This is a genomic window from Streptomyces sp. NPDC004266 (assembly GCF_042874095.1).
Taxonomy (GTDB): Bacteria; Actinomycetota; Actinomycetes; order Streptomycetales; family Streptomycetaceae; genus Streptomyces.
The window spans coordinates 158,901-179,602 of sequence record NZ_JBIAMM010000007.1 but is presented as its reverse complement, the minus strand read 5'-3'; the positions used below and the strand labels follow the sequence as shown (position 1 = coordinate 179,602).

At 74.1% G+C, this 20,702-nt stretch carries 20 protein-coding genes; 11 read left to right on the top strand and 9 right to left on the bottom strand.

What is annotated here, in order from left to right:
* Positions 1-30: 30 nt before the first annotated feature.
* Positions 31-684, bottom strand: coding sequence for a TetR/AcrR family transcriptional regulator (locus ACFYUZ_RS18960; RefSeq protein WP_389310617.1), 654 nt, complete (start codon positions 682-684; stop codon positions 31-33).
* Between the two features lie 83 nt (positions 685-767).
* On the opposite strand from ACFYUZ_RS18960, the gene ACFYUZ_RS18955 reads away from it, so the two are divergent.
* Both ACFYUZ_RS18955 and ACFYUZ_RS18950 read left to right on the top strand, forming a co-directional pair.
* Positions 768-1,439 (top strand): helix-turn-helix transcriptional regulator, encoded by a 672-nt coding sequence (locus ACFYUZ_RS18955; RefSeq protein ID WP_389310615.1) that lies wholly within the window; start codon positions 768-770, stop codon positions 1,437-1,439.
* 32 nt (positions 1,440-1,471) lie between these two features.
* On the top strand, positions 1,472-1,972 hold the full coding sequence (locus tag ACFYUZ_RS18950; protein WP_389310613.1) for a DUF3291 domain-containing protein: 501 nt from the start codon (positions 1,472-1,474) through the stop codon (positions 1,970-1,972).
* Positions 1,973-1,980: 8 nt separating this feature from the next.
* On the opposite strand, the gene ACFYUZ_RS18945 is transcribed toward ACFYUZ_RS18950, so the two are convergent.
* From ACFYUZ_RS18945 to ACFYUZ_RS18935, 3 genes are all read right to left on the bottom strand, one after another.
* Entirely contained in the window at positions 1,981-3,231 is a 1,251-nt protein-coding gene (locus ACFYUZ_RS18945) for a serine hydrolase domain-containing protein (protein WP_389310611.1), read from the bottom strand.
* Between the two features lie 128 nt (positions 3,232-3,359).
* On the bottom strand, positions 3,360-4,055 hold the full coding sequence (locus ACFYUZ_RS18940; protein ID WP_389310609.1) for an alpha/beta hydrolase: 696 nt from the start codon (positions 4,053-4,055) through the stop codon (positions 3,360-3,362).
* Between the two features lie 255 nt (positions 4,056-4,310).
* Positions 4,311-5,141: an SDR family NAD(P)-dependent oxidoreductase gene (locus ACFYUZ_RS18935; protein WP_389310607.1), complete on the bottom strand. Its 831-nt coding sequence runs from the start codon at positions 5,139-5,141 to the stop codon at positions 4,311-4,313.
* 157 nt (positions 5,142-5,298) lie between these two features.
* On the opposite strand from ACFYUZ_RS18935, the gene ACFYUZ_RS18930 reads away from it, so the two are divergent.
* From ACFYUZ_RS18930 to ACFYUZ_RS18920, 3 genes are read left to right on the top strand one after another with little or no spacing between them, the layout of a single operon-like run.
* Positions 5,299-5,859 carry a hypothetical protein gene (locus ACFYUZ_RS18930; protein WP_389310605.1) on the top strand — a complete coding sequence of 187 codons (561 nt, stop codon included), beginning with the start codon at positions 5,299-5,301 and terminating at the stop codon, positions 5,857-5,859.
* Positions 5,860-5,874: 15 nt separating this feature from the next.
* Entirely contained in the window at positions 5,875-6,567 is a 693-nt protein-coding gene (locus tag ACFYUZ_RS18925; RefSeq protein ID WP_389310603.1) for a hypothetical protein, read from the top strand.
* A gap of 39 nt (positions 6,568-6,606) precedes the next feature.
* Positions 6,607-7,080 carry a hemerythrin domain-containing protein gene (locus ACFYUZ_RS18920; RefSeq protein WP_389310601.1) on the top strand — a complete coding sequence of 158 codons (474 nt, stop codon included), beginning with the start codon at positions 6,607-6,609 and terminating at the stop codon, positions 7,078-7,080.
* Positions 7,081-7,131: 51 nt separating this feature from the next.
* Here the strand turns inward: ACFYUZ_RS18920 and katG are convergent, their stop codons facing one another.
* Together katG and ACFYUZ_RS18910 are read right to left on the bottom strand one after the other, a co-directional pair.
* Positions 7,132-9,315 carry a catalase/peroxidase HPI gene (katG, locus tag ACFYUZ_RS18915; RefSeq protein WP_389310599.1) on the bottom strand — a complete coding sequence of 728 codons (2,184 nt, stop codon included), beginning with the start codon at positions 9,313-9,315 and terminating at the stop codon, positions 7,132-7,134.
* Between the two features lie 182 nt (positions 9,316-9,497).
* Positions 9,498-11,399 carry a transketolase gene (locus tag ACFYUZ_RS18910; protein ID WP_389310597.1) on the bottom strand — a complete coding sequence of 634 codons (1,902 nt, stop codon included), beginning with the start codon at positions 11,397-11,399 and terminating at the stop codon, positions 9,498-9,500.
* 378 nt (positions 11,400-11,777) lie between these two features.
* On the opposite strand from ACFYUZ_RS18910, the gene ACFYUZ_RS18905 reads away from it, so the two are divergent.
* The 4 genes from ACFYUZ_RS18905 to ACFYUZ_RS18890 all read left to right on the top strand — a co-directional run bounded on the left by ACFYUZ_RS18905 (position 11,778) and on the right by ACFYUZ_RS18890 (position 15,373).
* Positions 11,778-12,251: a universal stress protein gene (locus ACFYUZ_RS18905; RefSeq protein ID WP_389310596.1), complete on the top strand. Its 474-nt coding sequence runs from the start codon at positions 11,778-11,780 to the stop codon at positions 12,249-12,251.
* Positions 12,252-12,284: 33 nt separating this feature from the next.
* Positions 12,285-12,554, top strand: a complete 270-nt coding sequence (locus ACFYUZ_RS18900; RefSeq protein ID WP_389310594.1) for a DUF6213 family protein — start codon at positions 12,285-12,287, stop codon at positions 12,552-12,554.
* A 44-nt stretch (positions 12,555-12,598) separates the two neighbouring features.
* Entirely contained in the window at positions 12,599-12,808 is a 210-nt protein-coding gene (locus tag ACFYUZ_RS18895) for a hypothetical protein (RefSeq protein ID WP_389310592.1), read from the top strand.
* A 252-nt stretch (positions 12,809-13,060) separates the two neighbouring features.
* On the top strand, positions 13,061-15,373 hold the full coding sequence (locus tag ACFYUZ_RS18890) for a PP2C family protein-serine/threonine phosphatase (protein ID WP_389310590.1): 2,313 nt from the start codon (positions 13,061-13,063) through the stop codon (positions 15,371-15,373).
* A gap of 84 nt (positions 15,374-15,457) precedes the next feature.
* Here the strand turns inward: ACFYUZ_RS18890 and ACFYUZ_RS18885 are convergent, their stop codons facing one another.
* The 3 genes from ACFYUZ_RS18885 to ACFYUZ_RS18875 form a co-directional block, all read right to left on the bottom strand.
* Positions 15,458-18,409 carry a HAMP domain-containing protein gene (locus ACFYUZ_RS18885; protein WP_389310588.1) on the bottom strand — a complete coding sequence of 984 codons (2,952 nt, stop codon included), beginning with the start codon at positions 18,407-18,409 and terminating at the stop codon, positions 15,458-15,460.
* A 73-nt stretch (positions 18,410-18,482) separates the two neighbouring features.
* Entirely contained in the window at positions 18,483-18,932 is a 450-nt protein-coding gene (locus ACFYUZ_RS18880; protein WP_389310586.1) for an ATP-binding protein, read from the bottom strand.
* Positions 18,933-18,992: 60 nt separating this feature from the next.
* Positions 18,993-19,388, bottom strand: a complete 396-nt coding sequence (locus tag ACFYUZ_RS18875; RefSeq protein ID WP_389310584.1) for an STAS domain-containing protein — start codon at positions 19,386-19,388, stop codon at positions 18,993-18,995.
* Between the two features lie 239 nt (positions 19,389-19,627).
* Between ACFYUZ_RS18875 and ACFYUZ_RS18870 the strand changes: the two genes are divergently transcribed.
* Both ACFYUZ_RS18870 and ACFYUZ_RS18865 read left to right on the top strand, forming a co-directional pair.
* Positions 19,628-20,080, top strand: coding sequence for a universal stress protein (locus ACFYUZ_RS18870; protein WP_389310582.1), 453 nt, complete (start codon positions 19,628-19,630; stop codon positions 20,078-20,080).
* Between the two features lie 7 nt (positions 20,081-20,087).
* Entirely contained in the window at positions 20,088-20,582 is a 495-nt protein-coding gene (locus ACFYUZ_RS18865; RefSeq protein WP_389310580.1) for a hypothetical protein, read from the top strand.
* Positions 20,583-20,702: the final 120 nt, after the last annotated feature.

Below are 20,702 nucleotides of genomic sequence, written 5' to 3'. Positions count from 1 at the left end.
CGGCCTCCCCGGCCTCGCCCCTTCCCGGCCTCACCCCTCCCCGGCCGTCAGCCGGCCGCGCAGGTCCTCCCAGTAGCAGTGCAGCATCCGCTTCAGCTCGTCCACGGTCTCCAGGTCCGGCTCGCCCTCGCCCTTGAACACCTCGTGCAGCACGGCGTTGGCGGCCCACACCGCCATCCGCGTCGCCCGTCGCACCGGCTCGCCGCCGGGCCCGCCGGTCAGGTGCTCGACGATGCGCCGCAGGCCGTCGGCGATGAGCGCGTTGCTCGCCTCGTCGGCGCGGGCGAGCTCGGGGCTGAGGTGCCGGCCGGCCCACAGCGCCATGCCGCCCGGCTGCGACCGGAACAGCTCGCCGTAGACGTCGACCATCGTGCCCACCAGGTCGGTCAGTTCGTCCGCGAGGGCCCGCTCGACGAGCTCGTCGACGGCCGTCCCGAAGGCCTCCAGGTACCGCAGCCCGAGCGCGTCCACCACCGCGCCCTTGTCGGGAAGGAACTGGTAGATGCTGCCGACCGGCACGCCCGCCTCCTCGGCGATCCGCCGCATCGTCAGCGCCTCGTACCCCTCCCGGGAGAGGATCCGGTCGGCCGCGCCGAGGATGGCCTCGACCCGGGCCCGGCTGCGCGCCTGCCGCGGCTGCCTGCGCACGCGCGGCCGCGCCTCCGGCTTCGTCGCTTCCGTCACCACACGCTCCCGGTCCTCCGGCGGTCCCAGCGCCGGCAAGCGTACTCTCTATCGCCAATCCGCGTTGTTCCTAGAATGGTCCCGTGGAGGACATCGACGCGATCGCGGTGCTGCAGGATCCTGTGCGGCGCCGCCTGTACGAGTACGTGGTGGCGCAGGGCCGCGAGGTCGGCCGCAACGAGGCCGCCGAGGCGACCGGGGTGGCGCGGACCCTCGCCGCGCACCATCTGGACAGGCTGACCGGGGCCGGGCTGCTCGAAAGCGGCAGCCGCCGTCTGTCGGGGCGGTCGGGGCCGGGGGCCGGCCGGCCCGCCAAGGTGTACACGCGGGCGCGGGGCGAACGGTCGGTGTCGCTGCCCGCCCGCGACTACCGCACCGCGGCCGAGCTGCTGGCCGAGGCCGCCGAGGAGGCCGGGCTCGACGCCGGTCTCTGTGCGGCGGCGCGCCGCCGGGGCGAGGCGCTGCGCGGCCCGGCGGGGCCTTGCGGGGATCTCGAAGGGGCCGTGGAGACGCTGGCTGCGCGCGGCTACGAGCCGTACCGGGAGGACGTCGAGGGGCGGGCCGTGGGTGCCGTCCGGATGCGCAACTGCCCCTTCCACGCCGTCGCCGAGAGCTTTCCGCCCCTCGTCTGCGGCATGAACCTGGCGCTCCTCGAAGGGCTGTTCGGCACGGAGGGCCCCGTCCGCGCCCGCATGGACGCCCGGCCGGGGGAGTGCTGCGTGGTGGTCGAAGCTTCTAAAAACAATGATGATTGACATAGAAAAGCGGGGCGTGCTGGGATGAGGCCATGACCACGGCCCGGCACTCCGCCCACCTCGCCCAGCTCAACGTCTCCAGGCTCCTCCACCCCCTCGACGACCCGCGCGTGGCGCCGTTCGTCGAGATGCTCGACCCGGTCAACGCCGCCGCCGACGCGGCCCCCGGCTTCGTGTGGCGGCTCATCGGCGAGGGGGAGGCCGACGCCACCGGGCTGCGCCCGCTGGGCGACGACGTCATCGTCAACCTGTCGGTCTGGGAGACCCAGGAGGCCCTGTGGGACTTCGCCTACCGCAGCGGGCACCTGGAGGTCATGCGCAAGCGCCGCGACTGGTTCCACCGGCACGTCGAGGCGCACCTGGTGCTCTGGTGGGTCCCCGCCGGGCACGTCCCGACCGTCGACGAGGCCGTCGAGCGGCTGGCGGACCTGCGGGCGCACGGCCCGTCCCCGCGCGCCTTCACCTTCGCCTCCTCCTACACCGCCGCCGAGGCCGCCGCGCACCCGCGGCGCGCGGACCCGGCGGCGGTCTGAGGCGGCCGTCAGCCGAAGTCGGGGATGGGGTGGGCCGGGACCAGGGCGGCCGCGATGCGCTGGGCGATCGTGTGGGCCGAGTGACCGCCCGGGGCGGCCGGGCCGTTCGTGGTCGAGACCGCGATGGCCAGCCGCTTCGACGGCAGATACGCCTGGGACGCCGAGTACCCGAAGAACAAGGGGTGCTGGGACACCCAGTCGCCGAGCACGAGCAGCCCCAGACCGTAGTGGGTGGCCTCCGTCTGCGCGAGGCAGACCGTCGCCGGGCACTTCGCGGTGGCGTGCCCCAGACCGACCGTCCCCGGGTCCAGCAGCTCCCGGTGGGACGACGGAGAGAGCAGCCGGCCCGAGCCGATGCCGACGGCCGAGCTCGCCAGGTCACAGATGTCGGTGGTCTCCACCGCGCCCGGGGCGGTGGTCCACGAGGGGTTCCAGAACGTCGACTCCTCGTACGTCCCGCGGTCGGACGCGAAGGCGTGCAGGACGGGTGAGGGGACGTCGGGCGTGAAACCGTTGCGCGTCTCGCGCAGTCCGAGCGGGCCCAGCACCTCGCGCCGGAGCAGGTGGTCGAGGCGCGTGCCGGTGATCCTCTCCAGAGCGGCGCCCAGGAGGACGAAGTCGGCGTGCGAGTAGCTCCAGTTGGTGCCCGGCTCGTACCAGCGCTCCTTGCTCGTCGACAGCCGCACGAGCTCGTCGGCCGTCCACCGGCGGAACGGGTTCGAGGTGACGGCCCGCTGGAACTCCGGCAGCCGGACGTAGTCGACGAGACCGGTGGTGGAGGCGGCCAGCATCCGCAGGGTGATCCGGTCGCCGTCCTCGAGGCCCGGCAGCCAGCGCGCCACGGGGTCGTCGAGGCGCACCTCCCCCCGGTCGACCAGCCGCAGCAGCGCCGTGCCCATGTAGCTGATCGCGACGTTCCCGTTCCGGAAGTGCATCGCGGGGGTGGCCGGAACCCCCGTCATCGACTCGCCGAGCGCCGTGGTGACGACCTCCCGGCCGTCGACGGTGACCCGCAGGATCACGGACTTGAGGTCCATCTCCGCCTTGGCCCGCTCGGCGATCCGCAGGATGTCGCGCGCCGGGCCGCGCTCGGGCAGCCGGGAACCGACGCAGGGCCGGTGGTGGCCGTCGGCCGCCGGGGCGCCGGCCGACGCCGTGGGGGCGCAGAGGGCGAGGACCGCGGCGACGGCGGTGACCGCGGCACGGCGCGACCGGCGGACGGACCGGAGCGGTCCGGTCTCGGTGCGGAGTGGTCTCATGGCCGGAGTATTGGCCGGTGGGGGCGGCGCGGCGGCCCGAGGTGCCGTCGACCCGCGCGAACATCACCCGTCAGGCCCGCGCACCGCCGCCGCGCGGGTGCGCGACGGCGACATCGACGGAGACCGGGTCAGGCCGCCGTCCCCTTCACGGCGTCCTCGATCAGGTCGACGACCTCCTCCGCCCGGGAGGCCAGGGAGGCGTGACCGGCGTCGAGTTCGACGATCTTGCGCGCGTTCGTGCGCCGGGCCATGCGGCGCTCGTTGTCCGGGTGGATCATGCGGTCCTCGGTGGACACCTGGTACCACACGGGCTTGTTGCGCCAGGCCGGCGCGGTGACCTCGTCGCCGAAGGCGGAGGCGAGCGGCGCCTTCTGGGTGACGGCCATGACGAGCGCCTCGTCGGGGGCGAGGTCCTGGGCGAAGCTCTCGTGGAACTTGTCCTGCTTGATCCAGAGGTAGCCGTCGGAGTCGGGGGCGAGGTTCTCGATGGCGGCGGGCGGCACCTCCTGGCTGAGCCCGCCCGGGCTCTCGCCTTCGGCCGGCGCGAAGGCGGCGATGTAGACGAGCGCGGTCACGTTCGGCAGGTCGCCCGCCTCGGTGATGACCGCGCCGCCGTACGAGTGACCGACGAGGACCACCGGGCCGTCGACCTGCCTCACCATCTTGCGGGTGCGCTCGGCGTCGTCGGCGAGCGAGGTGAGCGGGTTCTCGACGGCTCGGATCCTGTCGTACCCGCGCTTGTTCAGCTCGACGATGACCTTCGCCCAGTGGGCGGCGCCGCCCCAGAAACCGTGGACCAGGACGATGGTGGGCTTGTCGGCCATGCTTCTCTTCCTTCGGGTGGGGAGGGGATCGCTCGAAGCGAGTCTCGTGTGCGGGGACCGGCACGGCGCGGTGCGCCGTCCAAGGGAGTGACGGCGGGGCCACGGGAGTACGCGCCGGGCCCGCGGGTGGTCGCGGCGCGGTGGTTCGAGCGCACCCGCAGCGCCGTCGGTCCGCCGGGCCTGTTCTCCGAGGAGTACGACGTCCGGCGGCGGAGCGGGACAGGGCTCATGCCCCGCCGCCCGCGCCGGGCCCGGTCACACGTCCCGCCAGACCCGCTCCGTCAGCTCGTGCGTCAGCTCCATCAGCCGCTCGCGCGCCCCGTCGTCGTACGCCTGCTCGTGGGCCCGCGCATCGGCGAACCGGTCGAAGTAACGGCCGGTGACCGCGGCCAGGTCCGGGTCCAGGAGCAGCCGCACGGTGGGACGGACGCCCTCCTCCGTGGTGGTGACGGGCGCGAGGCCGTAGGAGCGGACGCCGGGCGTGTCCATCAGGTGGGCGGGGTGGAGGGCGTTCACCGTCACGCCGGTGCCCTTCAGCTCGGCCGCCAGCTCGAAGGACGCCATGATCATGGCCAGCTTGCTCCGGCAGTAGGCGCGCAGGCCCTCGTAGTCCCGCTCCAGCATCACGTCGTCGAAGTCGAGGGCCTCCTGGCCCATGGAAGCCACGTTGACCACCCGTGCCGGAGCCGAGCCGGTGAGCAGGGGCAGCAGGGCGCGGGTGAGCGCGTACGGAGCCAAGTGGTTCACGGCGAAGCGGAGTTCATGGCCCTGGCCGCTCAGCTCCCGGACGAGCGGCCGCGGGCCGCCGCCCGCCACCGCGTTGTGGATCAGCCCGTCGAGGTGCGGCTCCGCCGCCCGGATCCGGGCGGCCATCGCCCGCACCTGGTCCAGGTCGGAGAGGTCGGCGGTATAGGTGCGGACCGTGGTGCCGGGCCCCGCGGCCCGGGTCTCGGCGGCCACGGCCTCGAGCCGCTCGGCGTTCCGGCCGTGCAGGAGGAGGGTGCCGCCGCGGGGCGCCAGATCGAGCGCGAGCGCGCGCCCCATCCCCGTGGTGACGCCGGTGATCAGAGTGGTGTGCTGGGTCATGGCGACGACGGTGGCAGCACCCGGCGGTCCGAGGGAGTGTGTGCCGCACCTGGTGTCGACACCACCAGGCAGGCCCCCGGCCCCGCGGCGGCCGTTTCAGCCCGGCGCGCCTGGGCAGCCGCCGTGGATATCGATGAGAGCCGAGGGAGCGAGGCCGATGTCGACAGGAACGATTCTGGCCATCGTCATACCCGTCGTGGTGGTGATCGCGCTGATCGTGCTGGCCGTCGCCCTGGACCGGCGGCGCCGTCGCCGGCTGCGCGAGCGCTTCGGGCCCGAGTACGACCGGGCCGTCGACGACGCCGGGAGCAGGCGGGCCGCCGAGCACGACCTCGGGGCGCGGGAGAAGCGCCACGAGGCCCTGGACATCAAGCCGTTGTCGAGCGGGGCGCGGGAGCGCTACGCCCAGCAGTGGAGCAGCGTGCAGGAGCAGTTCGTGGACCGGCCCGACGGCGCGGTGCACGACGCGGACACGTTGGTGACCTCGCTCATGCGCGAGCGGGGCTATCCCACGGAGGACTTCGAGCAGCAGATGAGGGACCTCTCCGTGGAGCACGGCCGCACCCTGGAGCACTATCAGGCGGCGCACGAGATCAACGCCCTGAGCTCCTCGCACCAGGCCACGACCGAGCAGTTGAGGGGCGCGATGGTCCACTACCGGGCGCTGTTCGACGAACTTCTCTCGAACGGCGACGCGCCCGGACGGGGCCGGAGCTGACCAGGAGGACGCGCCATGCGACGCGAGTACGACACACCGGCACGGGCCGGCGACACCGACGCACCGCCCATGTACCCCGGGGAGAGCACCGACATCCCGGCCGGTCCGCACGCCGACGAGGACCCACAGGGGGACGCCGCCGACGCCACGCGGGAGGCGGAGCCGCGTGAGGCCGAGCGGCGCGGGACCGATCGGCGCGGAGCCGAGCTGCGCGAGGCGGGCTCCGGCACCGAGGTGGGGGCCGGCACGGGGGCGGGGCCCGGTACCGACGCGGGGACAGGCACCGGCGTGGAGCCCGGTACCGACGCGGGGACAGGTACCGACGCGGGGACAGGCACCGACGTGGGGTCCGGCACCGACGCGGGGACAGGTACCGACATGGGTTCCGGCACCGATGCGGGGCTCGGCGCCGGAGCGGAGTCCGGCACCGGGGAAGAGCTGCCGCGCCTCCTCGACGCCGAGGCCGACGAGGCGTTCCGTGCGCGCTGGCGCGAGATCCAGGGCCGGTTCGTCGACGACCCCCGCGGAGCCGTGCACGAGGCCGACGAGCTGGTCACCGAGGTGATCCGGAGGCTCGCCGCCACCTTCGCCGACCGCAAGAAGGACCTGGAAGGCCAGTGGAGCGAGGGCGAGGACGTCGACACGGAGGACCTGCGCACGGCCCTGCGCCAGTACCGCTCCTTCTTCAACCGGCTCCTCACCACCTGACGCCGAACCGAAGGAGGGAGGACGAGGAGGGAGGATTCGATGGACGGCATCGTGCTGCTCCGCGAGGACCACAGGACGGTGGAGAAGCTCTTCAAGGAGTTCGAGCGGGCGGACGGCGAGGCCCACCGCCGCAGGCGGGAGCTCGCCGACGACGTGATCCGCGAGCTGACCGCCCACGCCTGGATCGAGGAGCGCGTCTTCTACCCTGCCGCCCGCCAGGCGGCCCCGGACACCACCGACCACGTCCTGGAGAGCGTCGAGGAGCACCACACGGTGCTGTGGATGCTCTCGGAACTGAAGGGGCTTGACCCGGAGGACGAGAGGTTCGGCGCGAAGATGACGGTCCTCATGGAGTACGTGCGCCATCACGTCGAGGAGGAGGAGAAGGACTGGTTCCCCGACGTCCGCAAGGCCATGGGGCGCAAGGCGCTCGTCGCGCTCGGCGAGCGCATGGAGCAGGAGCGGAGGAACGCCCCGGACGACCCGCTGGAGGTGCCGAGCGCCGACGGGTGACGGGGAGCGGAGAGACCCGGCCGGCCCGCGGGCCGGCCGGGCGCGCCGTGCTCAGCGCAGGTCGAACCGGTCGAGGTTCATCACCTTGTCCCACGCGGCCACGAAGTCGCGCGCGAACTTCTCGCCCCCGTCCGCCGACCCGTACACCTCCGAGAGGGCCCGCAGCTGGGAGTGCGAGCCGAAGACGAGGTCCACGGCGGTGGCGGTCCACCGCACCTCGCCCGTGGCGCGGTCGCGGCCCTCGAAGACGTTCTCGTCGGACGTCGAGGCCTTCCACTCCGTGCCCATGTCCAGGAGCCCGACGAAGAAGTCGTTGGTCAGCGCCTCCGGCCGGTCGGTGAAGACCCCGTGCCGCGACTGCCCGAACCCGGTGCCGAGCACCCGCATGCCGCCGACGAGCACCGTCATCTCGGGGGCGGTCAGCGTCAGCAGGTTGGCGCGGTCGAGCAGGAGGGTCTCCGGCGACAGCTTCTCCCCGGCCCGGAGGTAGTTGCGGAAGCCGTCCGCCCGGGGTTCGAGGACCGCGAACGACTCCACGTCGGTCTGCTCCTGCGAGGCGTCCGTGCGGCCCGGCGCGAACGGGACCGTGAGGTCGTACCCGGCGTTCTTCGCGGCCCGCTCCACGGCCGCGCAGCCGCCGAGCACGATGAGGTCCGCGAGCGAGATCCTCGCCCCGTCCGCGCCCTCGAAGTCCTGGCGGATCCCGTCCAGGGTCTCGATCGTCCGGGCCACCTCGGGCGCGGAGTTGACCTCCCAGTCCTTCTGCGGCGCGAGCCGGAGCCGTGCCCCGTTGGCGCCGCCGCGCTTGTCGGTGCCGCGGAAGCTCGCGGCCGACGCCCAGGCGGTGGTGACCAGCTGGGAGACGGAGAGCCCGGAGTCGAGGATCCTGGACTTGAGGGCGGCGACGTCCGCCTCCCCGACCAGCGGGTGGTCGACCGCGGGGACCGGGTCCTGCCAGAGCTGCGGCTCGGGGATCCACGGGCCGAGGTAGCGCGAGAGCGGGCCCATGTCACGGTGCAGCAGCTTGTACCAGGCCTTGGCGAACGCGTCCGCGAGCTCCTGGGGGTTCTCGTGGAAGCGCTTCACGATCGGCGCGTAGACCGGGTCCATCCGCAGCGCGAGGTCCGTCGTGAGCATCATCGGGGCGTGCCGCTTCGACGGGTCGTGCGCGTCGGGCACGGTGTCCTTCGCCGACGCGTCCTTGGGGGTCCACTGCTGCGCGCCGGCGGGGCTCGTCGTCAGCTCCCACTCGTACCGGAACAGGTTCTCCAGATAGCCGTTGTCCCACTTCGTCGGCTCGTTCGTCCACGCCCCTTCGAGGCCGCTGGTGAGCGCGTCGGCGCCCTTGCCGCTGCCGTACGAGTTCCGCCAGCCGAGGGCCTGCTGCTCGATGGGGGCGGCCTCGGGCTCCGGGCCGATGTACTGGGGGTCGACCGCGCCGTGACACTTGCCGAAGGTGTGGCCGCCGACGATGAGCGCGGCGGTCTCCTCGTCGTTCATCGCCATGCGCCCGAACGTCTCCCGGATGTCCCTGGCGGCGGCGAGCGGGTCCGGGTTGCCGTTGGGGCCCTCCGGGTTGACGTAGATCAGGCCCATCTGCACGGCGCCGAAGGGACCGGTGAGCTCCCTGTCGCCGCTGTAGCGCTCGTCCCCGAGCCAGGTGTCCTCGGGGCCCCAGAAGATCTCCTCGGGCTCCCAGACGTCCGGGCGCCCGAAGCCGAACCCGAAGGTCTTGAACCCCATGGACTCCATGGCGCAGTCACCGGCGAAGACCAGCAGGTCGGCCCAGGAGATCTTCCGCCCGTACTTCTGCTTGACCGGCCAGAGCAGCCGGCGCGCCTTGTCGAGGCTGGCGTTGTCCGGCCAGCTGTTGAGCGGGGCGAAGCGCTGGGCGCCCTGCCCGCCGCCGCCCCGGCCGTCCGCGATGCGGTACGTCCCCGCGGCGTGCCAGCTCATCCGGATGAAGAGCGGCCCGTAGTGGCCGTAGTCGGCGGGCCACCAGTCCTGGGAGTCCGTCATCAACGCGATGACGTCCCGCTTCAGCGCGTCGACGTCGAGGTCCGCGAACTCCTTCGCGTAGTCGAAGTCCGCGCCCATCGGATCGGACAGGGGCGAATGCTGATGGAGTACCTGCAGGTCCAGTTGGTTCGGCCACCAGTCCCTGTTGGTCTTGGGCCGGGTCTCGGTGGGGGTGGGCGCGGGGATCGCCGGGTTCTCGCTCTCGCTGCCGGGCACGTGGGTCCTTCTTCCGCTCATCGTGACGGTTTCGGCGTCCGTCATGGTCGCGTACGGCGGACCGCACAGGGGTGATAACACGCAGAGCCCGCCCAACCGACAGGAATCATCGGAAAGAAGGAATTCACGACCGACGGCCGAATGCCCGGACCGACGGCCGAATGCCCGGGGCCGGCGGGCGCCTACCGCGCCACCAGCGCCCGGGCGGCCCCGGCGACATGGGTGCGGGAGATGCCGCACGCGTCGAGGAGTTCTCCGGTGGTCCCCGAGCCGGGCAGCCCCGTGACGGCGAGATGGGCGAAGGCGAACGGCGGCGGCGCGGACCGGTCCGCGCCCGCGGCGAGGGCCGACAGGACGGCCTCGCCGAGCCCGCCCTCGGGATGGTGGTCCTCGACGACGACGAGCGCGCCGGTCTCCCGGGCCGCACGGGCGAGGGCGTCCACGTCGACGGGCTTGACCGAGTACAGGTCGACGACCCGGGCCCGTACGCCCTCGGCGGCGAGCTCCTCGGCGGCCGCCAGGCACTCGTGGAGGGTGACACCGGCGCCGATGAGCGTGACCCGGTCGTCCGGGCTCTCGCGCAGGGTCTTCGACCCGCCCACGGGGAACGTCTCGTCGCCGTCGTAGAGGACGGGGTAGGCCCCGCGGGTGGTGCGCAGGTAGGAGATCCCGTCCAGGTCCGCCATGGCCGTGGTCAGGGCGGCCGCGGAGGTCGCGTCGGAGGGGTACAGCACGGTGGAGCCGAGGACGGCGCGCATCATGGCGAGGTCCTCCAGGCCCATCTGCGAAGGGCCGTCCGCGCCGATCTCGACCCCGCAGTGCGTCCCGCACAGGGCCATCGTGATCCGGGAGACGGCGGCCATCCGGACGAAGTCGTGCGCGCGGGTGAGGAAGGCGGCGAAGGTCGTGGCGTACGGGCGGAAGCCGCGCACGGCCATGCCGACGGCGTCCGCGATCATCTGCTGCTCGGCGATGTACGTCTGGAAGTACCGCTCCGGGTGGGCCTTCCCGAAGTCCTCGGCATGGGTGGAGTTGCCGACCTCGGCGTCCAGGGCGACGACCTCGGGGCGGGCGCCGAGGGCGGCCAGGGCGGCGCCGAAGGCGACCCGGGTGGCGACCTCGTCGCCGACCTCGTAGCGGGGCGGCTCCACCGGGCCGGCGCGCCGGCCGTCGGGGTGGGCGGGGCCGGGGTGCGCGGGCGGGCGCGGGCCGCGCACCCGCAGGTCGCGGGCGCCGCCGAGTTCGGCGACGGCGCGTGCGGCCAGGTCCTCGGGCAGCGCCTTGCCGTGCCAGCCCTCCTTGTCGGCCACCTCCGTCACGCCACGGCCCTTGACGGTCCTGGCGACGACGACGGTGGGCGCCCGTCCGTCGGCGGCCTCGGCCAGGGCCAGGTCGATCGCTTCGAGGTCGTGGCCGTCGACCTCGATCGCCCGGCAGCCGAAGGCCTCGACGCGGCGGGCGTACGCGTCGGTGTCCCACTCCAGCTCGGTGGGCCCGCTCTGGCCGAGGCGGTTCACGTCGAGCAGGACGGCGAGATTGCCCAGCCGGTGGTGCCCGGCCTTGTCGAGCGCCTCCCACACGGAGCCCTCGGCCGTCTCGCTGTCACCGCACAGCACCCACACCCGGGAGGACCGCCGCTCCAGGTCGCGGATCGCGAGCGCGATCCCCACCGCGTAGCCGATGCCCTGGCCGAGGGAGCCGGTGGCCACGTCCACCCACGGCAGCTCGGGCGTGGGATGCCCCTGGAGACGGTGGCCGAAGCGGCGGTACGTCGTCATCAGCTCGTCGTCGCCGATCGCCCCGGCGGCCCTGAACATCGCGTACAGCAGGGGTGACGCGTGTCCCTTGGAGAAGACCAGGTGGTCGCCGTCCGGGTTGTCGGGCGCCGCCCAGTCGTAGCGGAGGTGGCGGGCCATCAGGACCGCCATCAGGTCGGCCGCCGACAGGCTGGAGGTGGGGTGGCCGGAGCCCGCGGCCGTGCTGGCGCGCACCGAGTCCACCCGCAGCTGCTGGGCGAGTTCGAAGACCTGGGAGAGATCGCTGTCGGGGCCGAGCGTGGTGGGGGTGGCGGGTGGTGCGGTCATGACCGGGTCCTTTCCGACCGGGCGGGGTCTCACGCCGCCTCCGCCCCTCGGGAGGGGACGGCGTGCACGAGGGCGCCGTCAGTGCCCGAAGCGGAAGTGGTGGCGGCGGGGGCGCTGCCCCCCGGCGGCCGTGGTGTCGTCCTCCGTACGGGGCGCCGCGGCCCGCGCTTCGCGGGCATCGCCGCCCCACCCTCCTTCGGCCCCGCGTCTACCCGCGCGATCCGGCGCTCACGCGTCCGGGCACGCGCGCGGACGGCACCCGGGCGGTGGACGGCACCCAGGCGTACGGGGCCGGGCACCGGGTAGTGGGTCGGAAGGGAGAGGACGGGATCGGCGCCCGTCCACCCCTCGGGCCCGATCGGGAGAAGGGGCACGGTCATGAATCCCAGTGACGGCGGTTCCCGCGTGGTCGTGGGTGTCGACGGCTCGCCCTCGTCGTACGCGGCGCTGCGGTGGGCGGTCCGGCAGGCACGGCGGACCGGAGCGACCCTGGACGTCGTCGGCGTCCACGAGGTGCCCGGGGCGGGGTGGCCCGCGCCCTTCGCGGACGCCGCGTTCGACGAGGAACAGGCCGTGAAGGCGCTGTCCGAGGAACTCGGCTCCGCGCTCTCCCGGATCGGCGAGACCCCGCCGCTGGAGCAGCACGTCGTCCGCGGCAACCCCGCCGAGGTCCTGATCGAGGCGTCGGCCCGCGCCGAGCTGCTCGTCGTGGGCAGCCGCGGCCGCGGCGGCTTCGCGAGCCTGCTCCTGGGCTCGGTCAGCCAGCAGTGCGCCGTGCACGCGTCCTGTCCCGTCGTCATCGTCCGCGCGGACGCCCCGGAAGGGGCGGACTCCGCGGACCCGACGCCCTGACTGCTCGTCCCGTCCCGCGGAGGTCGATTCCCCATGAACGCGTCGATGTCCCTCGTCCACGTCCCCGGCGGCCCCCTCCTGCTCCCCGCCGACGAAGTGACCCTCCTGCTGCGACACCTCGCGTCCCACTGGATGGACTCGGCCGACGCCGACGACTCGGGCCTCGAACCGGAGACGGTCGAGGCGCTGGTCGGCGCGCTGACGGAGGTCGCCGACAGGATCGACGCCGAGTGCATCGGGCTGATGCCGCTCAGCGAGGAGGGGGACGCGGGGAGCGACGAAGGCGTTCCGCCGCCCCTGTGAGCCGGAAGCGAGAAGACCCGGATGCCGGGAGGAAGGAGACCAGGATGAGCGAGAACCGGGAGTCACGTCCGGAGGAGCCGCTTCCCCGGGACCCCGAGGACCAGCAGGCCACGGCGGACGACCCGCTGTCCGTTCCCGTCCCCGACGGGGGCAACCCGCCCGACACCGACGAGGCCGGCACGGGCCCCCGGGGCCGGCCGCGCGACGGCACCGTCCACCCCGAGCACCCCGCGCCGGGCGAACCGGCCGACTGACGGGCCGGGCGGGGGCGGTGGCACCGCCGGCACGGAAGGGAGACCGGGCCCCCCGGCCGGTCCGCCGGTCGGGCGCGACGACCTCGTCCGGGGGACCGACGCCGGGGTCGGACACGGGGTCGTGGAACCCGCCGGGCCCGACGAGCTCGCGCCGGGCCGCGGGCGGTCACGCACGCGAACGCGCGAGTAGACTCCGGAGCGGACCCACCCGAAGACTCCGGACGCCCGCATCCAGGCGGGACGGAGGCCCCCTTGACCGGTTCCGCGGACTTCACGGCATCCCCGTCCGCCGCCCGTGCGGACCGTGGCTTCCCGGCACTCGCCGCCGAGAACCGCTGGCTGCGCGACCAGCTCGTCCGACGCCATCTGCTCGACCTCGCCGCCGGGGCGCTCACGGCCCAGCTGCGGCTGCCCCCCTCCGAAGCGGCCGAGCACCTCTGCGCCCTCGCGCAGGCGACCGGCCTGTCCGCGGAGGACCTCGCCGCGGACATCGTGAACGCGGCCGCGGGCGGCGGCGGGCACGTCGTCAGCGCCCCCCCGAAGGGCGACGGCCCGGAGCGCGCGGACGCCTCCGAGCCCCCCGCCGCGGGGCGCCGGGCCCGCCGGACGGCCGCCGCGGCGGAGACCGCCGACACGGTCGGCGAGGCGGCACGGACCCTCCTGGAACAGGGCCTCGCCCCGCTCGGCGCGGACAGCCTCTGGCTGTGGCAGTGCGCCGACCGCCACTGCCTGCGGCTCGTCGGCTTCGCGGGCGCGGGAGCCGCAGAGGCCGCCGCCTGGCAGTGGATCCCGCCCGCCACCCCCGAGCCGTTCCGTGCCGCCCTCGCCGAGAACATCCCGGTCTGGCTGGAGGAGGGCCCGTCCGCCGGCGAACCCCTGCCGGGGCCCACCGCCCGCGCCGCCCGCGCCCTGCTCCCGCTGCGCCGGCGCGACAGGACCGTGGGCCTCGCGCTCGTCGGCTGGCCGGGCCCGACGACGCTCGACGCGACGGCCCGCCGGGCCCTCATGGGGCTCATGGGCGTGGCGGGCACCGTGCTCGACACCACCGACTCGCCGCCCGCCGCCGTCCCCGTCCTCGTCGACGTGCTCGACTCCCTCGCCCAGCCGGCGATGCTGCTCGCCGTGCCCGGCACCTCGGGGGAGTCGACCGTGGAGCACCTCAACGACGAAGGGGCCGCCGTGCTCGGCGGCACCTCCTCGGGGAACGACACCTCCCTGGCGCGCGCCTTCCCCCTCGTCCACGCCGACCTGGCGCGCATGGCACGGCGCGCCACCGGCACCGCGCGCACCCAGCGGGCCGCCCGCCTGCCGGTGTCCGCCGCGCCCGGGGACCCGCCGCCCCTCCTCGACGTGCGGGTGCTGCCGGCCGGCGGGGAGCACGCCGTGGTGATGTGGCACGCGGTGGGCGCGACCGGCCTCGCCGCGGCCCGGGCGGTCGCCCGGCTGCAGAGCGTCGCCCCCTTCCAGGACAGCCTGACCGGCGGCGGGACGGTGTGGGCCCCGGAGGCGTACGGCATCTTCGGCATGCGGAGGGACGAGCCGCCGGTGCCGCTCGCGGGGCTGCGCGAGCGGGTGCGCCCGGACGACCGGGAGGCCCTCGCCGAGCTGGTGGCGACCGTGACCGAGCGGCAGACGGGCGGGCAGACGGTCCTGCGGGTCCTGCTCCCCGACGGGACCGTGCGCCATGTGCGCGTGGCGGCCGAGCCGCTGATCGCGAAGGGCACCGTCACCGGCCTCGCCGGGGTGTACCAGGACGTGTCCGACAGCCGCAGGACCGAGGCCGCGCTCACCGCGACCTTCGACCACCTCACCGCGCTGCACGACCAGGCGGAGCTGCGCCACCAGCTGGCGCTCCAGCTCCAGCAGGCGATCGTGCCCGAGGTCCCCGGGCTCCAGGAGATGCCCGGGGACCTGGTGGTGGCCGCCCGGTACCGGCCGGCGGCGCGGGAGTACCGGGTCGGCGGCGACTGGTACGACGTGCTCGCGCTGCCCAGCGGCAAGATCCTCGTGGCCGTCGGCGACATCGCGGGGCACGGCATCGACGCCGTCACGGGCATGGTGGCGCTCCGCAACGCCCAGCGCGCGCTCGCCTTCACCGGCCACTCGCCCCGGCGGCTGATGGAGTGGCTCAACGAGGTGACCCTGCGCACGGGCGGCGGCGTCACGGCGACCGCCGTCTGCGCCCTGTACGACCCCGAGGACCGCGGCCTGCTCTGGACGAGCGCCGGACACCTGCCGATGGTGCTGCTCCGGGACGGCCGGGCACGGCTGCTCGAACCGCCCCAGGACCTGCTGCTCGGCGCCGTCCCCTCGTACGCCTACCGCGAGCAGCGGATCGGGCTGCGCCCCGGGGACACCCTGCTGCTGTACACCGACGGGCTGATCGAGCGCCGTCACGACGGCCTCGACGAGGGCGTGACACGGCTCGCCGGCGAGGCGGAGCGGCTCGCGGGCCACGCGCCGGACACGCTCGTCGACGCCCTGCTCGCCACGGCGGCAGGCGACACCGACGACGACACCAGCATCGTCGCCGTACGGGTCCGGGGCCGGCCGCCGGTGCGGTGAGGGCCGCCGTCCGGGCTTCTCCGCAACGGGCGTGCGGGCTCTCCGCAGCGCGCGTCCGGGCTTCTCCGCAGGGGGCGGCGCGCTTCAGTCGGCGAGCCAGCTGCGGATCTTGCCGGTCAGTTCCTCCTCGTCGACCGGTTTCGACACGTAGTCGTCGGCACCCGCCGCGAGGGCCTGGGCGCGGTCGTCCGGCATCGCCTTCGCGGTGACCACGATGACGGGGAGGCCCGCGCGGTCCGGCAGCCGCCTGATGGCCTTGATGGCCGAGTAGCCGTCCATCCCGGCCATCATGACGTCCATCAGCACGAGCGCGACCTCGTCGTGCGCCGCGAGCGCGTCGAGGCCTGCACGACCGCCGTCGGCCGTGAGGACGCGGAGCCCGCGCCCTTCGAGGACGGCGGTGAGGGCGAACACGTTCCGGGCGTCGTCGTCCACCACCAGCACCGTCCGGCCCGCGAGTCCGTCCGGGGAGGCCGGGCCGTCGGGGGAGAAGCCGGGGACGGCCCGCGCCCGCGCGGTGGAGGCGGCCCCGGCCGCGGCGAGCTCCGCGGGCCGCGGCACCGGCAGGTAGAACGTGAAGGTGCTGCCGCTGCCCGCGACGCTCTGCGCCTGGATGGCTCCGCCGAGGAGGCCGGCCACCTCCCGGCTGATCGACAGCCCGAGGCCGGTGCCCCCGTACCGCCGGGCGGCCGTGCCGTCGCCCTGCTGGAAGGCCTCGAAGACGTGCTGGAGCTGCTCGACGGGGATGCCGATGCCGGTGTCGGTGACCCGGAAGGCGAGGACGTGGCCCGTCCCGGCCAGGGGCGGTGAGATCTCGGCGGGGGAGGCGTACTCGACGGCGAGCGAGACGCCGCCCTCCTCGGTGAACTTCAGCGCGTTGGAGAGCAGGTTGCGCAGGACCTGGCGGATGCGTGCCTCGTCGCTGTTCAGCGCCTCGGGCAGATCGTCCGCCAGGGTGACGGTGAAGCGGAGGTGCCGCTCGTCGGCGACCGGCCCGAAGGTCGCCTCCAGGTACTCCATCAGCTGGCTCAGGGGGAACGGCTCCCGCCGGATGTCCATCTTGCCGGCCTCGACCTTCGACAGGTCGAGGATGTCGTTGATCAGCTGGAGGAGGTCGGAGCCGGCGGAGTGGATGACCTCGGCGTAGTCGACCTGCTTCTCCGTCAGGTTCCCCTCGGCGTTCTGGGCGAGCAGCCGCGCGAGGATGAGCAGGCTGTTGAGCGGGGTGCGCAGTTCGTGGCTCATGTTGGCGAGGAACTCGGACTTGTACATGGAGGTGCGGGACAGCTGCTGGGCCCGGGTCTCCAACTCCTGGCGCGCCTGTTCGATGACGAGGTTCTTCGACTCGATGTCCTTGTTGCGCTCCGCCAGCAGGGCTGCCTTCTCCTGCAACTCGGCGTTGGAGCGCTGGAGTTCCTGCTGCCCGATCTGCAACTCCTTGGAACGGGAGCTGAGTTCGTCGGCGAGCTGACGGTACTGGCCGAGGAGCTCGTCGGTGCGGAGGTTGGCGGCCAGGGAGCTGAGGACGGCTCCCGCGCTGACCACGAACCGGTCGAGGAACTCCCGCCGCAGGGGTGTGAAGGGGTGCAGCGCGGCGAACTCGACGGCTCCGAGCACCTGTTCCTCGACCACCAGGGGCAGGACGACCAGCATGCCGGGGTCGCCGGAGCCCACTCCGGAGGCGATGGTGGCGTATCCGGCGGGCACGCGCTCGACCACGAGGGGGCGCCGGTCCCGGGCGGCCTGCCCGACGAGGGACTGGCCGAGCCGGAAGCGGCGCGGCGGGTCGTCCGGGGCGTCCGGGGAACCGTAGGAGGCGGTCATGACGAGCTCGGTGCCCTTCTCGCCGTCCACGGCGAGGAAGAAGGCCCCGTACTGGGCGCCGACCAGCGGCGGCACCTCGTCCATGATCAGCTCGGCGATCTCGGGCAGGCTCCGGGTGCCCTGCAGGAGGCCCGTGGTCCGGGCGAGGGCGGTCTGGAGCCAGTCCTGCTCCTCGTTGGCCCGGGTCGTGGCGCGCAGCGACTCGACCATCGAGTTGATGTTGTCGCGCAGGTCCCTGACCTCTCCGGGGGCGTCGACGGTGATCGACCGGGTCAGGTCGCCCTCGGCGACGGCGCTGGTGACCTCGGCGATGGCGCGGACCTGTCGGGTGAGGTTCCCGGCCAGCTCGTTGACGTTCTCGGTGAGCCGCTTCCAGGTGCCGGAGACGCCCTCCACCTCGGCCTGGCCGCCGAGTTTGCCCTCCGTGCCGACCTCGCGGGCGACCCGGGTCACCTCGGCGGCGAAGGAGGACAGCTGGTCGACCATCGTGTTGATGGTGGTCTTGAGTTCCAGGATCTCGCCGCGCGCCGAGACGTCGATCCGGCTGGTCAGGTCGCCCTGGGCGACGGCGGTGGTGACCTGGGCGATGTTCCGCACCTGGTTGGTGAGGTTGTCGGCCATGGAGTTGACGTTGTCGGTGAGGTCCTTCCAGGTGCCGGAGACGCCGTGCACCTCGGCCTGGCCGCCGAGTTTGCCCTCCGTGCCGACCTCGCGGGCGACCCGGGTGACCTCCTCGGCGAAGGAGGACAGCCGGTCGACCATCGTGTTGATGGTCTCCTTCAGCTCCAGGATCTCGCCGCGCGCGTCCACCCGGATCTTCCGCGTGAGGTCCCCGCCGGCGACGGCCGTGGCGACCTGGGCGATGGAGCGGACCTGGGAGGTGAGGTTGTCGGCCATCGTGTTGACGCCGGAGGTGAGCTCGCGCCACGCCCCGCTCGGGCGGGGCTCACGGATCCGGCCGCCGAGCAGCCCCTGGGCGCCGACCTCGTCGGCGACCCGGGTGACCTCGGAGGTGACCAGTGAGAGGTGGCCGACCATGTCGTTGTAGACGCCGGCGATCTCGCCGAGGATGCCGTCCGCGGCCTCGGGGAGCCGGACCGACAGGTCCCCCTCCCGCACGGCGGTCAGCCCGGCGAGCAGCTGTCCGAGTCCGTCCTCGCCGAGTCCCGTCCGCGGCACCGCCGCATCCGGCGTGGAACCGTGCTCTGTCATGGACGACCTCGCACAGGAAGAGCGGCGCGGGCCCGGGCGCGGGGTGCGCGGGGGTCCCGCATCCCCCTCCACTCTAGGCCGCGGCCGGGGGATCGGGCCGTGCCGTCACCTCCACCTCGAACCAGACGGCCTTGCCGCGGGCCCGGGGGACGCAGCCCCAGGCCGCCGCCAGCCGTTCCAGGAGGTAGAGCCCGTGCCCGGAGGGAAGGCCCGGGCGGTGCCGGCCGTGGGGCCGGGGACGCGCCGGGTTCGTGTCGCTGACCTGCACCCACAGCCGGCCCTCGGAGCCGTCGAGCCGCAGCTCGTAGGGGACGCCGCCGTGGGTGAAGGCGTTGGTGACGACCTCGGAGACCAGCAGCAGGGCGTCCTCGACGGGGACCCGCCCCGGCTCTCCGGCGGCCCCGAACCATTCGCGCAGGGCCCGTTGGGCGAGCTCGCGGCACTCCCGGACCACCCCGTCGCCCTCCGCCAGCTCGTAGCGGCGGGTACGAGTGGTCGCATGCCGGATGGGTGGGCCGGTCATACGGTGCTGCTTCCCCGGTCCCGCCCGTCGAATCGCGCGGCGGGCGTCTCCCCGGCGGCGTCACCGTCCGGTGCCGGTGTCCGCGAGGGCGGCGTCGGCGTCGTCGTACACCCGGAAGACGTTCAGCGCCCCGGTGATCTCGAAGATGCGGCGCACCGGCTGCCGCAGTCCGGCCAGATCCACCCGCCCTCCCTCGGTCAGCAGGCGCAGCCGCGTCCGCAGGAGCACGTTCAGACCGGTCGAGTCGCAGAACCGCAGTCCCGCGCAGTCGACGACGACGCGCGCGGCCCCCGTGCTCTCCTCCAGCGCCTTCCGGAGGGGGGCCGCGGTGTCGTGGTCGAGTTCGCCGTCGAGGGTCAGGAGGACGGTCCCGGGGTGTCCACCGCGTCGGCTCGCCACCAGGAGACGGTCCTCCCGCGAGGCCCTCGTCTCTCCCGTTCGGCTCACAGCCTCCATGGGGCTCACCCGTCTCCTCGCGCGTGAATCCGGACCCTCACATGAATCCGGACCCTCACATGAATCCGGACGCTTCTGACGCCGGACACCGCCGGCGCCGCATGCCTCCGTGACCGGAGGCTCCTACTTGACCCCTGCCCCTTTTCGCCCGTTTCTGACATCCGGTGCGTGTTCGGTCCGCCACGGCGTCTACGACTCCGCGCCCGGGGTACCCGCCAGGCAGCAGGAGGGAGCCGAGCATGGGCCCCAAGGGGCAGGGCCGTCGCGTGGTGGTCGGGATCGACGGGTCTCCGGCCTCCTACGAGGCGCTGCGGTGGGCGGTGCGCCACGCCCGGCTGACCGGGGCCGCCGTGGACGCGGTGGCGGCGTACGAGCTGCCCGGGGTCGCGGGCTGGTCGGCTCCGCCGGTGGACGCCGGCTTCGACGGAGCCCAGGCGGAACGGGCGCTGGCCGACGAGATCCAGACCGTCCTCGTCGGAGCCGACGACGTGCGGCTGCGCGAGCACGTGGTGCCCGGCAATCCGGCCGAGGTCCTGACGGAGGCGGCGTCGGGCGCGGAGCTCCTCGTGGTGGGCAGCAGGGGCCGCGGCGGTTTCACCAGCCTGCTCCTGGGCTCCGTCAGCCAGCAGTGCGCCCTGCACGCCCCCTGCCCCGTCGTCATCGTCCGCCCGGACACCACCGAGAGGGCGTGAGAACGCCATGGCACCCTTCGAGCTGACGCGTGTGAGCCTGGCCCAGGAGGAGCAGGGGACGGCCGCGCTGTCCCTGGACGGGGACGGCGACCCCGTCGAGGTCCCCGAGGGCGGGACGATGAGCGTCGCCCTCGCCTTCCGCGTGGGCGAGGCGGTCGACGGACTGGTCTTCGAGGAGACCCGCAGATACGCCGGAAGGGTGATCGGCACCACCAGGACCGCGCTCGGCGGATACCGGGCGGGCGGGCCGTACGAGGTCCATCTGCCGCCCGAGCGGCTGCCCGTCGGCCGGGCCAACTGCGGCGTCTACGAGGTCACGGGCCGTTTCACCGACTCCACCGGGCGGGTCCTCGGCCGGGAGCAGCACCGGTTCCGTCTCGTCCACCAGCCGGTCCGGCGGTCCGGCCGGTCGGCCGGACCGGAGCGCGCCGCGCCTCCGCCGCGTGCGCCCGCCGCCCCGCCGCCCGCCACGGAGGCCCCGGACGGCCCCGTCCCCGCGTGACCCGGCGCCCGTCCCGACGGGCGCCGACATCCGCCGGCGCCCGTCGGCGGCACCGCTTCGCCCCCCGGCCCGCTCGGCACCGCGCCGGGATCCCCCGTGAGGCGCTCATGCCCGCCTCAC

Coding starts and splice junctions, on each gene's coding strand:
- ACFYUZ_RS18950 (WP_389310613.1), top strand. CDS start 1,472: ATGACCACGGCCCGGCACTCCGCCCACCTCGCCCAGCTCAACGTCTCC.
- ACFYUZ_RS18945 (WP_389310611.1), bottom strand. CDS start 3,231: ATGAGACCACTCCGCACCGAGACCGGACCGCTCCGGTCCGTCCGCCGG.
- ACFYUZ_RS18940 (WP_389310609.1), bottom strand. CDS start 4,055: ATGGCCGACAAGCCCACCATCGTCCTGGTCCACGGTTTCTGGGGCGGC.
- ACFYUZ_RS18935 (WP_389310607.1), bottom strand. CDS start 5,141: ATGACCCAGCACACCACTCTGATCACCGGCGTCACCACGGGGATGGGG.
- ACFYUZ_RS18930 (WP_389310605.1), top strand. CDS start 5,299: ATGTCGACAGGAACGATTCTGGCCATCGTCATACCCGTCGTGGTGGTG.
- ACFYUZ_RS18925 (WP_389310603.1), top strand. CDS start 5,875: ATGCGACGCGAGTACGACACACCGGCACGGGCCGGCGACACCGACGCA.
- ACFYUZ_RS18920 (WP_389310601.1), top strand. CDS start 6,607: ATGGACGGCATCGTGCTGCTCCGCGAGGACCACAGGACGGTGGAGAAG.
- ACFYUZ_RS18910 (WP_389310597.1), bottom strand. CDS start 11,399: ATGACCGCACCACCCGCCACCCCCACCACGCTCGGCCCCGACAGCGAT.
- ACFYUZ_RS18905 (WP_389310596.1), top strand. CDS start 11,778: ATGAATCCCAGTGACGGCGGTTCCCGCGTGGTCGTGGGTGTCGACGGC.
- ACFYUZ_RS18900 (WP_389310594.1), top strand. CDS start 12,285: ATGAACGCGTCGATGTCCCTCGTCCACGTCCCCGGCGGCCCCCTCCTG.
- ACFYUZ_RS18895 (WP_389310592.1), top strand. CDS start 12,599: ATGAGCGAGAACCGGGAGTCACGTCCGGAGGAGCCGCTTCCCCGGGAC.
- ACFYUZ_RS18885 (WP_389310588.1), bottom strand. CDS start 18,409: ATGACAGAGCACGGTTCCACGCCGGATGCGGCGGTGCCGCGGACGGGA.
- ACFYUZ_RS18880 (WP_389310586.1), bottom strand. CDS start 18,932: ATGACCGGCCCACCCATCCGGCATGCGACCACTCGTACCCGCCGCTAC.
- ACFYUZ_RS18875 (WP_389310584.1), bottom strand. CDS start 19,388: ATGGAGGCTGTGAGCCGAACGGGAGAGACGAGGGCCTCGCGGGAGGAC.
- ACFYUZ_RS18870 (WP_389310582.1), top strand. CDS start 19,628: ATGGGCCCCAAGGGGCAGGGCCGTCGCGTGGTGGTCGGGATCGACGGG.
- ACFYUZ_RS18865 (WP_389310580.1), top strand. CDS start 20,088: ATGGCACCCTTCGAGCTGACGCGTGTGAGCCTGGCCCAGGAGGAGCAG.